Origin of the sequence: Pantoea sp. ICBG 828, assembly GCF_002928355.1 — a bacterium.
In the GTDB taxonomy this organism is placed as follows: domain Bacteria; phylum Pseudomonadota; class Gammaproteobacteria; order Enterobacterales; family Enterobacteriaceae; genus Pantoea; species Pantoea dispersa.
Map to the genome: position 1 here is coordinate 554,547 of NZ_POWN01000001.1, position 14,346 is coordinate 568,892.

18 protein-coding genes are annotated in these 14,346 nt (G+C 56.0%); 13 read left to right on the plus strand and 5 right to left on the minus strand.

Annotation, left to right across the window (positions count from 1 at the left end; all coding sequences use genetic code 11):
• Window positions 1-98: 98 nt before the first annotated feature.
• Genes C1Y43_RS02655 through rimJ form a run of 3 tightly spaced genes read right to left on the minus strand, consistent with a single transcriptional unit; the run spans window position 99 to window position 2,274 of the window.
• Window positions 99-1,019 (minus strand): Gfo/Idh/MocA family protein, encoded by a 921-nt coding sequence (locus C1Y43_RS02655; RefSeq protein WP_104186893.1) that lies wholly within the window; start codon window positions 1,017-1,019, stop codon window positions 99-101.
• 1 nt (window position 1,020) lies between these two features.
• Window positions 1,021-1,665 (minus strand): DUF480 domain-containing protein, encoded by a 645-nt coding sequence (locus C1Y43_RS02660; RefSeq protein WP_104186894.1) that lies wholly within the window; start codon window positions 1,663-1,665, stop codon window positions 1,021-1,023.
• A 15-nt stretch (window positions 1,666-1,680) separates the two neighbouring features.
• Complete coding sequence (rimJ, locus tag C1Y43_RS02665) at window positions 1,681-2,274, minus strand: ribosomal protein S5-alanine N-acetyltransferase (RefSeq protein ID WP_021506430.1); 594 nt, start codon at window positions 2,272-2,274, stop codon at window positions 1,681-1,683.
• Between the two features lie 244 nt (window positions 2,275-2,518).
• On the opposite strand from rimJ, the gene mdtH reads away from it, so the two are divergent.
• The 10 genes from mdtH to C1Y43_RS02715 all read left to right on the plus strand — a co-directional run bounded on the left by mdtH (window position 2,519) and on the right by C1Y43_RS02715 (window position 10,328).
• On the plus strand, window positions 2,519-3,721 hold the full coding sequence (gene mdtH, locus C1Y43_RS02670; protein ID WP_104186896.1) for a multidrug efflux MFS transporter MdtH: 1,203 nt from the start codon (window positions 2,519-2,521) through the stop codon (window positions 3,719-3,721).
• An 89-nt stretch (window positions 3,722-3,810) separates the two neighbouring features.
• Window positions 3,811-4,458 carry a glutaredoxin 2 gene (gene grxB, locus C1Y43_RS02675; RefSeq protein WP_021506432.1) on the plus strand — a complete coding sequence of 216 codons (648 nt, stop codon included), beginning with the start codon at window positions 3,811-3,813 and terminating at the stop codon, window positions 4,456-4,458.
• A gap of 115 nt (window positions 4,459-4,573) precedes the next feature.
• Window positions 4,574-5,137: a lipoprotein gene (locus C1Y43_RS02680; protein ID WP_021506433.1), complete on the plus strand. Its 564-nt coding sequence runs from the start codon at window positions 4,574-4,576 to the stop codon at window positions 5,135-5,137.
• Between the two features lie 218 nt (window positions 5,138-5,355).
• Complete coding sequence (pyrC, locus tag C1Y43_RS02685; RefSeq protein WP_058759457.1) at window positions 5,356-6,402, plus strand: dihydroorotase; 1,047 nt, start codon at window positions 5,356-5,358, stop codon at window positions 6,400-6,402.
• Window positions 6,403-6,470: 68 nt separating this feature from the next.
• Window positions 6,471-6,716 (plus strand): DNA damage-inducible protein I, encoded by a 246-nt coding sequence (gene dinI, locus C1Y43_RS02690; RefSeq protein WP_021506435.1) that lies wholly within the window; start codon window positions 6,471-6,473, stop codon window positions 6,714-6,716.
• Between the two features lie 144 nt (window positions 6,717-6,860).
• Entirely contained in the window at window positions 6,861-7,130 is a 270-nt protein-coding gene (locus tag C1Y43_RS02695) for a hypothetical protein (RefSeq protein WP_010617279.1), read from the plus strand.
• A 287-nt stretch (window positions 7,131-7,417) separates the two neighbouring features.
• Window positions 7,418-7,672 carry a biofilm formation regulator BssS gene (bssS, locus tag C1Y43_RS02700; protein WP_021506436.1) on the plus strand — a complete coding sequence of 85 codons (255 nt, stop codon included), beginning with the start codon at window positions 7,418-7,420 and terminating at the stop codon, window positions 7,670-7,672.
• Between the two features lie 106 nt (window positions 7,673-7,778).
• Window positions 7,779-8,894, plus strand: coding sequence for an N-methyl-L-tryptophan oxidase (gene solA, locus C1Y43_RS02705; RefSeq protein WP_104186897.1), 1,116 nt, complete (start codon window positions 7,779-7,781; stop codon window positions 8,892-8,894).
• A gap of 284 nt (window positions 8,895-9,178) precedes the next feature.
• On the plus strand, window positions 9,179-9,751 hold the full coding sequence (locus C1Y43_RS02710) for a cytochrome b (protein ID WP_104186899.1): 573 nt from the start codon (window positions 9,179-9,181) through the stop codon (window positions 9,749-9,751).
• Window position 9,752: 1 nt separating this feature from the next.
• The gene (locus tag C1Y43_RS02715) at window positions 9,753-10,328 is read left to right on the plus strand and encodes a YceI family protein (protein WP_104186901.1); all 576 of its coding nucleotides are present in this window, start codon (window positions 9,753-9,755) and stop codon (window positions 10,326-10,328) included.
• Between the two features lie 44 nt (window positions 10,329-10,372).
• Here the strand turns inward: C1Y43_RS02715 and C1Y43_RS02720 are convergent, their stop codons facing one another.
• Complete coding sequence (locus C1Y43_RS02720) at window positions 10,373-11,428, minus strand: rhodanese-related sulfurtransferase (RefSeq protein WP_104186902.1); 1,056 nt, start codon at window positions 11,426-11,428, stop codon at window positions 10,373-10,375.
• Window positions 11,429-11,695: 267 nt separating this feature from the next.
• Here C1Y43_RS02720 and C1Y43_RS02725 point away from each other — a divergent pair, with 267 nt between their 5' ends.
• The 3 genes from C1Y43_RS02725 (at window position 11,696) to C1Y43_RS02735 (ending at window position 13,964) form a co-directional block, all read left to right on the plus strand.
• Window positions 11,696-12,619, plus strand: coding sequence for a Kdo(2)-lipid IV(A) acyltransferase (locus tag C1Y43_RS02725; RefSeq protein ID WP_021506441.1), 924 nt, complete (start codon window positions 11,696-11,698; stop codon window positions 12,617-12,619).
• A gap of 558 nt (window positions 12,620-13,177) precedes the next feature.
• Complete coding sequence (locus C1Y43_RS02730) at window positions 13,178-13,444, plus strand: hypothetical protein (protein WP_021506442.1); 267 nt, start codon at window positions 13,178-13,180, stop codon at window positions 13,442-13,444.
• Between the two features lie 121 nt (window positions 13,445-13,565).
• The gene (locus C1Y43_RS02735) at window positions 13,566-13,964 is read left to right on the plus strand and encodes a MysB family protein (RefSeq protein ID WP_021506443.1); all 399 of its coding nucleotides are present in this window, start codon (window positions 13,566-13,568) and stop codon (window positions 13,962-13,964) included.
• 1 nt (window position 13,965) lies between these two features.
• Here C1Y43_RS02735 and C1Y43_RS02740 read toward each other — a convergent pair whose 3' ends face one another.
• Entirely contained in the window at window positions 13,966-14,205 is a 240-nt protein-coding gene (locus C1Y43_RS02740; RefSeq protein ID WP_021506444.1) for a YceK/YidQ family lipoprotein, read from the minus strand.
• Window positions 14,206-14,346: the final 141 nt, after the last annotated feature.

Below are 14,346 nucleotides of genomic sequence, written 5' to 3' on the forward strand. Positions count from 1 at the left end.
TGTCGGATAAATGAGCAACTTAGCGCGGACATCCTGCGATGTCCGGCGATAGTCTACTGCTGCGGTGGGAAATGACCAGCATTGAGTGTTACAAGTGATTATTCCTGTACGGCGTCGCGCCACAGTTTTTCCACCAGACGCTGCGCCGCCAGCGCCTGTTCACCGCTGGTTTCAGGCATCGTCTGATTTTCCACGCACTGGATAAAATGGTGTGCCGCACCGCTGAAGCCACGCTGGGTCAGATGACTTTGCCACGCCGGCGGGACATCACTGCGCAGGCCGCTAAGCGTCTCTTCACGCCAGTCGCGCATCTCATTAATTTCGATGTAACGCCCGTCGCAGATGGCGCTGACCACTTCACGCTGCGTGCCCGCGCGGCGATGCATACTGGTGGTAATTTGCAGCGATCCGGCTGAGAAATGGTGCTCACCGTAGAGCATTGCGCCGTCATCATGGGTGTCGATATGGCCGAGCTCCAGCCTGAGCTTGCCGCCGGCCAGCCACAGCGCGGTATCGACCACGTGCAGATAATCATCCAGCAGGGTAAAGCGCAGGTCGTGCGGGCCGACGCTGTCTGCCCGGTGTTTCTCAATGCGCAGCGAGGACGCGCCCGGCAGCTGCGCTTTCAGCTGCTGGTAGCGCGGTGCAAAGCGCCGGTTGAAGGCCACCATCAGTTTGCGTTTGCGCTTTTCCGCCAGCGCCACCAGCGTCTCCGCCTGCTGCAGCGTTTCGGCCAGCGGCTTATCGACACAAACCTCTTTACCGGCCAGCAGCAGCGCCTGCACCACTTCAAAATGGCTGGCGGTGCTGCTGTGCACAAACACCGCATCGCTGGCCGCCGCCAGCGCATCCAGCTGACTAAAATAAGGAATACGGTAACTGTCGCAGATCGGCTGCGCCCGCGCCTGGCTGGGCGAGAACGCGCCCACCAGCTGCCAGCCGCTGGCCTGCGCCAGCACCGGCAGCCAGGCTTTCTGCGCGATACCGCCAAGCCCCACCACACCAATACGCAGCGTCATTTCACGCCTCCCGCTGCAGCAGTTGCTGCAGCTGAGCATCAAGGCGCGTCACCTGCGCTTCCAGCTGAGCAACGCGCACGGCCAGATCGTCGGGTTCAGGCGACGCTGTGTGGCTCGCGGGTAGCTCATCCACCACCTCGCCACCAAACAGGTGCATATAGCGGCTTTCACGCTTGCCCGGCTCGCGTGCCAGACGCACCACCATGGGGCCGTCGTCGCGCGTTGTCAGCCCCTCCAGCGTGCGTTCCACCTCGGCCATGTCCTGAAACTCATGCAGACGACCACTGCGGGTACGCAGTTCACCCGGCGTCTGCGCGCCACGCAGGAACAGCAGCGTCAGCACCGCCACTTCGGCGGCATTCAGCTGCAGATTGCCAAACGCCGAGTTGCAGAAACGCTGTTCATATTTGCTGACGCGCTGACCGAAACCGCTGTTAGCGGTGACCAGATGCTTTTTCACCAACTCATCGAGCTGTGCCTGCACCTCGCTTTCGCTCAGGTTCATTACCGGCTCACGGTTAGATTTCTGATTACAGGCGGTGACCACGCCATTGAGGGATAACGGATATTGATCCGGCGTGGTGACCTGCTTCTCCAGCAGGCAGCCGATCACGCGCAATGCCTGCGCGGAGAGAGCCATCTTCATTACGTGTTCCTTTTATTATTGTCCGCGACGATCCGGGTTCCATTCGCGCCAGGTAAGCGCCGTCAGCACATGATCCTGCCAGCGGCCATCAATCAGTAAATAGTCTTTGGCGTAGCCCTCTTTTTCAAAGCCGAGGCGCGCCAGCAAATCACCGCTGCGCTGATTGTGCGGCATATAGTTGGCCATGATGCGATGAATGCGCTGCTGGCGTTGCATGTAGCGAATCGCCGCCTGCAGCGCCTCAAACATCATGCCCTGCCCCTGCCACTTCTCTCCCAGCGAGTAGCCGAGATAGCAGGCATGAAACGATCCGCGCAGCACATTGCTGAAGTTGGCGACGCCGCGCACTTCATGCTCTTCCGGGTCCATCAGCACAAAATAGAACGCGGAGCCCTGTTTATGCATGTCGGCAATTAAACCCAGGCGCGCCTGCCAGCCAGAGGGATAACAGTGGCTCTCATCGCGCACCGGTTCCCAGGGTTTAAGAAAGGCGCGGTTTTCGGCGTAGTAATCCGCCAGACGCCAGGCATCGCGTTCATGTACTAAACGCACCACCAGACGATCGGTGGTAAGCCGCACGCGCGGGCCAGCAGAGCGATAGCCAAACATCATGACTCCTGAAATCCATAACGAAAGAAAGATGTACGCCAGCGGCGTTACTTCTCACTATAACCGTCACCCCGGCTGCGGTAAAACCCCGCGCATCGCTCACGGCAATTGATTCCGATTAAGGATTAATTTCTCTTCAGGCTGGATAAAAAAATATCATCCTGAAAACGCTATTTTTCCCGCCGGAGCAGGCAGAAAATAGACCAACTGGTCACTTTTCCTTCTCACTTGCTCAGGATTCAGCATGTCACGGGTTGCGCGGGCACGACGCCTTGGAAAAACGTTTCTGTTAGTCGATAACATGCTGGTGGTAATGGGATTCTTTGTGGTGTTTCCCCTGATCTCCATTCACTTTGTGGAACAGCTTGGCTGGGCCGCGCTGCTGGTGGGCATTGCGCTCGGCCTGCGTCAGCTGGTGCAGCAGGGGCTTGGCATCTTCGGTGGGGCGATTGCAGACCGTTTTGGCGCACGCCCGCTGATCGTTACCGGCATGCTGATGCGCGCTGCCGGTTTCGCCTGCATGGCGCTGGCGCATCAGCCGTGGCTGCTGTGGCTGGCCTGCCTGCTGTCCGGACTGGGCGGCACGCTGTTCGATCCGCCACGCAGCGCGCTGGTGGTGAAACTGGTGCGGGCACGCGAGCGCGGACGCTTCTTTTCGCTGCTGATGATGCAGGACAGCGCCGGCGCGGTGCTGGGCGCGCTGATTGGCAGCTGGCTGCTGGCGTGGGATTTCCGTCTGGTGTGCTGGGTCGGTGCGGCGGTGTTTGTCGTCGCCGCCATCTTTAACGCCATGTGGCTGCCAGCATGGCGCATCTCTACGGAGCGTATCGCCATGCGCGAGGGAATGCAGCGCGTGTGGCGCGACCGCCGTTTCCGCCTGTATGTCTTTACCCTGACCGGCTATTACATTCTCGCCGTGCAGGTGATGCTGATGCTGCCGGTCATGGTCAATCAGGTGGCGGGCGCACCGGCGGCGGTGAAGTGGATGTACGCGATTGAAGCGCTGCTGTCACTCAGCCTGCTCTATCCGCTGGCGCGCTGGAGTGAAAAGCGCTTCCGCCTCGAGACGCGCCTGATGGCCGGGCTGTTTCTGATGACCTTCAGCCTGCTGCCGGTTGGCATGACCGATTCGCTGCCGTCGCTGTTTTTGCTGATCGCCGTCTTCTATCTCGGATCGATCATCGCTGAACCGGCGCGTGAAACCCTGAGTGCCTCCCTGGCCAGCGCCCGGGCACGCGGCAGCTACATGGGGTTCAGCCGGCTCGGCCTGGCGATTGGCGGGCTGATTGGCTACTCCGGTGGCGGCTGGATGTTCGATATGGGCCAGCAGTTGGCCCTGCCGGAGCTGCCGTGGATGCTGCTCAGCACCGTCGGTATGATCACGCTGCTGGCGCTGTGGTGGCAGTTCCAGCCGCGCCAGGTGGCACCGGCGATCTTCAGCAGCTAGTTTGCCGGTTCAGGCGTTCTCTTCCATACTTCCCGCACGTCCGGAAAAAGGGTGACCTCCGTCACCCTGAGAATCACAGGAGAAACGGGATGAAACTTTACATCTACGATCACTGCCCTTTCTGCGTCAAAGCACGCATGATATTTGGCCTGAAAAACCTGCCGGTTGAGCTGATTGTGATGCTCAATGATGATGAAGCAACGCCGAAAAAGCTGATTGGCCAGAAAATGGCACCGATTCTGCAAAAAGCCGATGGCAGTGCGATGCCGGAGAGCATGGATATCGTGCGCTTTGTCGATAATCAGGATCGCCAGCCGCTGCTGACCGGCAAGCAAAATCCCGCCATCGCCGACTGGCTGCGACGGGTCAATGGCTACATCAACAAGCTGCTGCTGCCGCGCATCGCTGAGGCCGCGTTTGCTGAATTTGCCACCCCCGAAGCGCGTGATTACTTCCGCGAAAAGAAACAGGCCAGCCTCGGTGACTTTGCCGAACTGCGTAAGCATGCCCCGGGTTTCATCAAAAATATCAGTGATGATCTGCGCCAGCTGGATAAATTGATCGTCAAACCCAATGCGGTGAACGGCGAGTTGTCTGAGGATGACATTCATCTGTTTCCGCTGCTGCGCTCGCTGACGCTGGTTTCCGGTATCGAATGGCCGAGCCGTGTCGCCGACTACCGCGATAATATGGCGAAACAGACGCAGGTGAATCTGCTGTCGTCGATTGCGGCCTGATGGCGCTGTGATGAGAAGCGCGCGGCTGCGTTTCTCATCTCTCTCCTGGTGACACCTGGCCCTGAATCAGGCAGGCTTAAGGCTGTTTGGCCGTATCAACCAGGAAGAAGAAATGATGAAAAAGGCGTTTCCCGGGCTGTTTGCCCTGTTTTTTGCCGTGCTGCTCAGCGGCTGTAACCAATTGACGCAATACACCATCAGCGAGCAGGAAGTGAATCAGGCGCTGCAAAAGCGCAACAACTACGAGAAAGACATCGGCGTGTCCGGGCTGGTGAATGCCCATATTGTACTGACCGACCTGAGCAGCCAGATTGGCCGTGAAGAACCCGGCAAAGTGACGCTGTCTGGTAAAGCCAACATCAACGTCAGCTCGCTGTTTGGTCCGCAGCAGGCCGAAATGCAGCTGAAGATGAAAGCGCAACCGGTGTATAACGCGCAGCAGGGCGCCATCTATCTGCAGGACCTCGAAATCGTCGACGCGCAGGTGCAACCTGAGAAGATGGCGTCGATCATGAAAACCCTTACGCCGTATCTGAACGAATCCCTCAAGCGCTATTTCAATGAAAAACCCGCCTACGTGCTGAGCGCCGACCGCAGCAAAGGTGAGGCGCTGGCGAAGAAACTGGCTAAAGGGCTGGAAGTGAAGCCTGGCCAGCTGGTGATTCCGTTTACCGATTAACGTTGCAAGCGGCCGTTCTCAGTGGCGGCCCTGCATAGCGTGGCAGGATGCCGGCATTATTCTGCCCGCGCCTGCCACGCTGCTACGCAATTTGCCGCGCCTGCGGTTATTTCTCTGCCGCACTGCAAAATCCCGTGCAAACGGTTGCCCGCCCCCTTATGATTAGTCCCCGGCCTAAACGAGCCATTTCGTTTTCACCTCAGCCGGAGCCTTTTTGAATGACAGCCCAACCCCAGCAAATCACGATTCGCCGCCCTGACGACTGGCACATCCACCTGCGCGATGGCGCGATGCTCAATGCAGTGCTGCCCTATACCAGCGCGGTGAATGGTCGTGCGATTGTCATGCCAAATCTGGTTCCGCCGGTCACCAGCGTTGCGGCTGCCGAAGCGTATCGCGCACGCATCATGGCGGCGCTGCCTGCTGGGCATCACTTCACGCCGCTGATGACCTGTTACCTCACCGATTCGCTCGATGCGGACGAAATCGAACGCGGCTTCCGCAGCGGTATTTTTACGGCGGCAAAACTCTATCCGGCACACGCCACCACCAACTCCAGCCATGGCGTCACCAACATTGCTTCAATTGCCAGCGTGCTGGAGCGCATGCAGGAAATCGGTATGCCGATGCTGGTGCACGGCGAAGTCACCGATGCGCACATTGATATCTTTGATCGTGAAGCGCGCTTCATCGAAACCGTGCTGCAGCCGCTGCGCCAGCAGTTCCCGGGCCTGAAAGTGGTGATGGAACACATCACCACGAAGGAAGCTGCGGAATATGTAGCCGCCGGTAACGAACTGCTTGGCGCGACTATTACGCCACAGCATCTGATGTTCAACCGCAACCACATGCTGGTGGGCGGCGTGCGCCCGCATCTCTACTGTCTGCCCATTCTGAAGCGCAACATTCATCAGGAAGCGCTGCGTAACCTGGTGGCAAGCGGCAACCGTCGTGTCTTCCTGGGCACCGACACGGCACCGCACCTGCGCCATCTGAAAGAAGCCAGCTGCGGCTGTGCTGGCGTATTTAATGCGCCGACGTCGCTGCCCGCTTATCTGACCGTGTTTGAAGAGCTTGGCGCACTGGAGCATTTTGAAGCCTTCTGCTCTGAGAACGGCCCCAGGTTCTACGGCCTGCCGCTCAACGACGGTACCCTGACGCTGGTGCGTGAGCCGTGGACGGTGCAGGAGAGCATCACGGTCGCTGACGATACGCTGGTTCCGTTCCTCGCCGGTGAAACCCTTAACTGGCGCATCAAAGAATAATCATCTGCCGCTTGCCTTCGGGAATTTTATACTGTACAAATAACCAGTATATTATCCCGGAGGCGTTTATGCGTGTTGAAATTACCGTAGCAAAGACTCAGCCCCTTCCCGCCGGTGCACTGGATGCACTGAGCGCTGAACTCACTCGCCGTATCTCCCGCGATTTTCCCGACGACAATCATCACGTCAAAGTGCGCTATGCCGGTGGTAACCAGCTCAGCGTGTTTGGCGGCTGTAAAGAATCACGCGACCGCATCAGCGATATTTTGCAGGAAACCTGGGAAAGCGCTGACGACTGGTTTATTACCGATTAACCGCCACTGTGCCGTTTTTGCCGGGCCCGCCGCCCGGCTTTTTTGTTTTTATTTCCCGCTCGCCAGAAAAACCCGCGCCAGCTAGACTCTGATTAAACGATGTCCTATTCTTGCCTCGTCGTGCTTACAGGAGGTGTGTTGCACATGACTACTGAAAAACCAGAAGAGGCGATGACGTTTGGGGAATTACTGGCCTTCATTGCTGAACAGCAACGCCGTTTGACCGTGCTGGAAAATGCCTTTGCTACGCTGACCTTCTGTCTGGACGATCGCGCCAGCCAGCTGCTGGCTCACAATCTGACGCTCGAAGCGCAAAACCAAAATCATGACGCTCAGTTACAGCAGCATTTTGCCCGGCTGGCGGACGAGATCCATCGACGCAAAGGGCAGTTGCCTGCCGAGTCGCAGGGATAATTTCAGATTTTTACCCTGGCGTTCAGCCCGTTAAAGTTTTAATGCTGAGATGCCGATAATCGGTATGACGACACGTTGCGCTGCGACAATAAATACCCAGCTGCGTAAGACGTTTATTTATTCGTTGAAAACCGGCTTTTGGCTGCTTTTATTTTGCTGTGTTTTTAGTCACCACACTTTTTAACTACTGTACTGTTAATTCCATGTTATAATTATCTCGCTAGTGCAAGATACAGACGCATTGAACCTCGAAAGCACTTCGTTTAACGAGTAATAAGGAGGTTATAATGGACAGAAGTAAAGACGTCATCCAGACCCATCCGCTGGTGGGATGGGATATCAGCACCGTTGACAGCTATGACGCCATGATGATCCGCCTGCACTCGCTATCATCGCAGGACCAGAAAGAAGAAGAAGCTGACGTGGGCCCAACATACTGGCTGACAACTGACGTAGCCAGACAGTTTATCTCTATCCTCGAAGCTGGCATTGCAAAGATCGAGTCCACTGAGCAATACCTACGCGATAATCGCAAGCACTAATCATCACCATCGCGTGAAAAGGCACCCTACAGGGTGCCTTTTTCATGGGCGCACTCTTTTGATATGCTATTGAAAAAAATCGCCGTTTTGCAGGAGTGATGTCGTCATGGTTTATGATCTGATTGTGGTGGGAAGTGGTTCCGTCGGAGCTGCCGCGGGTTTCTACGCAACCCAGGCGGGCCTGTCGGTGCTGATGATCGACAGCGCGCACCCGCCCCACAGCCAGGGGACGCATCACGGCGAAACCCGCCTGATTCGTCACGCTTACGGCGAAGGTGAACGCTACGTGCCGCTGGTGCTGCGCGCCCAGACGCTGTGGGATGAGCTGGAGCGCCAGAGCGGCGAACGCATCATGCACCGCAGTGGCATTCTTAATCTGGCGCCGGCCAGCTCGGATTTCATTCACAACGCGATCGACAGCGCTAACCGCTGGCAGTTGGCGGTGCAGGTGTTACAGGCCGATGAGGTGCGTAAACGCTGGCCGCAGCTTAGCGTTCCGGACGGCTACGTAGGTGTATTTGAGCCCAACTCTGGCTTCCTGAAATGCGAACAGGCGGTACGCAGCTGGGTACAACTGGCGGAACAGGCCGGCTGCGCGCAGCTGTTTAACTGCCCGGTCAGCGCGATTGGCCGCGAGGGCGATCTGCAGCAGGTCACCACCAGCGATGGCATATTCCGCGCGCGCAAGCTGCTGATCAGCGCCGGCACCTGGGTCAGTCAGCTGGTGGACAATCTGCCCGTTACGCCGGTGCGCAAGGTGTTTGCCTGGTATCAGGCCGATGGGCGCTACAGCGAAAATAACCAGTTCCCCGGCTTTACGGTAGAGATGCCGGATGGCAGCCATTTCTACGGCTTCCCGGCAGACAATAATGCCCTGAAAGTGGGACGCCACGATGGCGGTCAGCCGATGCAGACGCCAGCGGACCGCAAACCGTTCGGCAGCATCGCCGCTGACGGTAACGAAGCCTTTAGCTTCCTGCGCCAGTTTCTGCCAGGCGTAGGTGTGTGCCTGCATGGCGAAGCCTGCAGCTATGACAATACGCCGGATGAAGACTTTATTATCGATACCCTGCCCGGCGAGCCTGACCGACTGATTATCACCGGCCTGAGCGGCCACGGGTTTAAATTCGCCAGCGTGCTGGGTGAACTGGCCAGCGAGTTTGCGCAGAATAAACCGTTCTCCTTTGACCTCACGCCCTTCTCACTTACGCGTTTTGCCTGATGTTGTTGCTGCCGGTGCGGAGCGCACTGGCAGTTATTGACCTTTCCTGACACAGATTTACTTTCCGCCCGCAGTTATGGCGCATTTGGTGTAGCAATAGCCATTGCCGCCAGGGCTAAAACGGCTATTTGCTTATCTATTCAGAATTATTGAATTACACCGCCAGCCTTTCGCCATATATATCGAACCCGTAAATTCAAAGTTATAGAAAAGTAAGGACGATTGATTTTCTATTTCAGGTTGTAGATTCTCATTACCACTTATTTCCTGATAACGGCTTAACTATGTGGCGTAATTCTCCACGGCATTACGGTGCGTTAACCATTGCGTTGCACTGGCTGATGGCGCTGACGATTTACGGTATGTTCGCGCTGGGTTTATGGATGGTCGGACTTGGCTATTACGACGGCTGGTATCACAGCGCCCCTGAGATTCACAAAGGCATCGGCATCTTACTGTTTGCTGCTCTGATGCTGCGCCTGTGCTGGCGCGTGATATCGCCACCGCCGGCACCGCTCACCAGTTACTCGCCGCACGTACGCCGTGCCGCCCATGCGGCGCACTGGCTGCTGTATGGCCTGCTGCTGGTGTTGCTGATCAGCGGCTATCTGATCTCTACCGCAGACGGCAAGCCGGTCTCAGTGTTTGGCTGGTTTGAGGTACCGGCACTGTTTACCGGCGCGGGTGAGCAGGCCGATGTCGCCGGTGAGGTCCATTTATGGCTGGCGTGGGCTCTGGTGCTATTGTCTGCCCTGCACGCCCTGGCCGCGCTGAAACACCATTTTGTCGATCGCGACATGACGCTGAAACGGATGCTCGGTTACCGCATCCCCTTAACCTCTGAAAAGGAAAAGTAATATGATCAGGAAAACCCTGCTGGCGCTCAGCGCCGCTGCCCTCTTTTCGACCAGCCTGAGTGCCAGCGCGGCTGAGTATAAGTTTGATAAAGAGGGTCAGCACGCGTTTGTCCAGTTCCGCATTCAGCATCTTGGCTACAGCTGGCTGTACGGCAGCTTTAAAGATTTTGATGGCAGCTTTACCTTTGATGAAGCCAATCCGGCCGCGGACAAGGTCAACGTGACCATCAATACCAACAGCCTCGATACCAACCATGCCGAGCGCGACAAGCATTTGCGCAGCGCGGATTTCCTCAATACCGGCAAATTCCCGCAGGCCAGCTTCAGCTCGACTGAGGTTAAAAAACAGGGCAAGGAGTATAAGATCACCGGCAACCTGACGCTCAACGGCGTAACGAAGCCGATCACGCTGGATGCGCAGCTGATTGGGGAAGGCAAGGATCCGTGGGGCGGTTATCGCGCCGGCTTTGCCGCCAGCGGCGAAATCGTGCTGAAAGAGTTCAACATCAGCAAAGATCTCGGTCCGGCCTCGCAAAAAGCCGAGCTGATCATTTCAGTCGAAGGTGTGCGTCAGTAATCAGCAGTACAGCCTGGCGGGCAATGCGCCAGGCTGTTAAGCCGTTACTTTTTGTCTGGCGCGGGGATCGCCATGGTCATGTTGAGTAAACCGCGCGATTTATTGAACACTTTGTTGCCATTTTCACGGCCAGCGCGGCGCGCGCGCTGCTCTTCCGGCGCCAGTTTCGCCTCTTCCATGCACAGCGGGCTGCAGCAGTTCTGATATTTTTCCGCACAGCTCGGGCACTGAATAAACAGCAGATGGCAGCCGTCATTGACGCAGTTGGTGTGGCTGTCGCACGGCGCACCACACTGGTGGCAGCTGGAGAGAATATCGTCAGAGATACGCTCGCCCATACGCTCGTCAAACACGAAGTTTTTGCCTTTGAAGCGCACCGGTAAACCCTGCTCGCGCGCGCGACGGGTATATTCGATGATGCCCCCTTCAATGTGGTAAACATCATCAAAACCGTTGTGCTTCATCCACGCACTGGCTTTTTCACAGCGGATGCCGCCAGTACAGTACATGACGATTTTTTTGTCTTTCTGCGCCTGCAGCATATCCACCGCCATCGGCAGCTGATCGCGGAACGTATCGGCTGGCACTTCCAGCGCGTTGTCGAAGTGGCCCACTTCGTATTCGTAGTGGTTACGCATATCCACAAACACCGCATCCGGATCGTCGAGCATGGCGTTGACTTCGGCCGCTTTGAGATAGTTACCGACGTTACTGGCGTCGAAGCTACCGTCTTCAATACCGTCAGCCACGATGCGATCGCGCACTTTCAGGCGCAGCACCCAGAACGATTTGCCGTCGTCATCCAGCGCGATGTTCATGCGCAGATTGTCGAGCGCCGGGTCAAAGGCATAGAGCATCGCCTTCATCGCCTCATAGCGACTGGCCGGCACGCTGATTTGCGCATTAATCCCTTCCTGCGCCACGTAGACGCGGCCGAATACCTTCAGCTGGGTTAAGGCAACATAGAGACGGTCGCGGAATGCCTGTGGATCGGCGATCTGGAAGTATTTATAAAAAGAGACTGTGGTACGCGGCTCGGTTTCGGCCAGCATACGTTCTTTCAGCTCTTTATTGGAAACGAGGTTGTGTAACACTGGCATGGTGAACACCTGTTAGCAATCAGAGAAATTTAGCGCGCATATGATACCTGAATTGAGCGTGATGCAAAGCCTCTGGTGCAATTCTCCTGCCGTCAGCCACAATCGACGGGGTTCTGCGTTATGCTCGCCAATATCTGCGCAGAAATGCTGTTCGCCGTGCGCTGACGCACGGATGGTTGATTTCAGTCAGAGAGAAAAAATGGCATAATCCCGGCCAATTACAGAAACCGGACTCTCTGGTACACGACGCAGGACATTGATATTTCCATGACGCAACTTCCGCAATTTACCCGCGAACTCCTTCATCCACGCTACTGGCTGACCTGGCTGGGCATCGGTTTCCTCTATGTGCTGGTGCTGTTGCCCTACCCGCTGCTGTACGTGACTGGCTGCGGGCTGGGACGCCTTGCCATGCGTTTTATGAAGCGTCGTGTTCAGGTCGCGCAACGCAATCTGGCGCTGTGCTTCCCGGATATGCCGACCAGCGAACGTGAAGCCATGGTGAAGCACAATTTCGAATCGGTGGGAATGGGGCTGATTGAGACCGGCATGGCGTGGTTCTGGCCGGACTGGCGTATTCGTAAATGGGTCAGCACCAGCGGCCTGGAGCACGTTACCGAGGCGCTGGCACAAAAGCGCGGCATCCTGCTGATTGGCATGCACTTCCTGACGCTGGAACTGGGTGCGCGCGTGTTTGGCATGTACAACCCGGGCATTGGCGTGTATCGCCCTAACGACAACAAGTTACTGGACTGGCTGCAAACCTGGGGACGCATGCGTTCCAATAAAAGCATGCTGGATCGCAAAGATCTGAAAGGCATGATCCGCGCCATGAAGAACAACGACATCATCTGGTATGCGCCCGATCACGACTACGGCCCGCGCAGCAGTGTATTCGCCCCGTTCTTTGCCGTTCAGGAAGCCGCGACCACCACCGGCACGCATATGCTGATTCGTCTGGCTAATCCGAGCGTGGTGCCGTTTCTGGCACGCCGCCTGCCGCACGGCCGCGGCTACGAACTGAAAATGATGCCGGATATCCGCCACAAATTCTCACTGGAGAGTGAACTGGATACCGCTATCGTGATGAATAAAGTGGTGGAAGAGACGGTGCTGCTGGCGCCTGAGCAGTATATGTGGCTGCATCGCCGCTTTAAAACCCGGCCCGAAGGGCAGCCTTCACGCTATTAATCGGTTGCGGGGTATTATCAATGCCCTGCGTTATTTACCGCACATTTGCCTTAATTCACGTGATTCTTTGCGCAGTGGCGCGCTAAAAAAGGCCCAGCCTGAACTGCTATGCCTTCCACACGGCGACACTTACATCAACGACACCCTTTACGCCACCCGCTGCTATCTTGCGCATTAATCACAGTTTTTTGCTGCTACGCCAACGCGTTCTCCCTCGCCCGCCGCTGCTTTTCAGTGCCTGAGTTTGTAAGGCAACACGCGTAAAATATGGCGGGTGCGGATCTGATTTTGATGACTTCCAGGCCTTTTCCTATTTAATTTTACTCAGGCTTGCCGTCTTGTTTACTTATCTAATAAATTTTACTGATTAAACAAGTATTTGTCTGAAAGTTAACCGCCATATTCTTTTTTGATTAAAAATTCATCTTTAATATATCTTTATGGAATTGGTTAGCCCGATCGAATCCAGTTAGTTTCGACCCTGACAGTTAGCTCGTTAACTGCGCGTTTAAAAATATAAAAAGATTACACACAGCGAATATATTCAGGACACATAATATGAATAAAGGTATCTACTACTACGTGACGATCAGTACCGATCAGGAGGGTTACCATCTGCTGCATCGGAAAGAGTGTAAACGTCTGCCGGTTAAGGAGGATATGGTGTTCATCGGTACGCTCTATAATTTAAATCAGGCTTTGGCCACCGCACGAATTAATTTTAAAAAGGTGAAACCCTGTATTAAATGCTGCATCCGTTATTCTGCACCCGTGTTACGCGAGTCGGTACGACCGGTTCTGCACTTTCCGCAAAAAATGATGTAACCGGCGCGGGTGGATGACTTTTTACGCATCCACCCCGTCATTGTTCTCTCCCGCCCTGACAGCCGCCAATTTTCGTCTATTCTTCTGTGAAATCCCTTTTTGCACTGACAAGGAGTTGCAGATGAGCCTGTATAGTACGTTAGAAGAAGCCATTGAAGCCGCACGCGAAGAGTTTCTCGCCAGCCAGCCTGAGCTGGAGCAGGATGACGCCAGTGTCAGCCAGTTTGCGCTGCAGAAGTACGTAATGCAGGATGGCGACATTATGTGGCAGGCGGAGTTTTTCGCTGATGAAGACGGCCAGGGCGAATGCCTGCCAATTTGCAGCGGTGAAGCGGCGCAGGCGGTGTTCGACGGTAATTTCGATGAAATTGAGCTGCGCCAGGAGTGGCAGTCGGAAAATACCCTGCACGAATGGGACGAAGGCGAATTTCAGCTGGAGCCGCCGCGCGACCTGGAAGAAGGCGAAGCAGCGGCCGAAGAGTGGGAAGACGACGACAGTCCGTCAGACAACTGGGCGTAAGTTACTCGTACGGGCCGTGCTGTGCGTCAACCGGCAGTAGCAGCGTGTCCATCACCAGCGACAGCGGCAGATCGAGAATGGTCAGCACGCGCCACGGCCCGTCACGCACATCCCACTGCACGCCCGGATAATACTGGTTACCGTGCCCCTGTCCGGGTACGGTCCGGCTGATAATGCTGCCACAGCCCGTGAGCAGTAAAATGGCGGCGCACAGCGCAATTAACTTCAGGCAATATTTCACTGCATTTACTCACCCTGAACTGACACCCCTGATTCTGATGTGCGTCAGTGACTGTTTAAATGTGCTCAGGAACGCTGGCACGTGTCATCGCGCCATTTTAGCTGCGGGTACAGCTAAACCGCTATGTCTTTATGCGTAAAG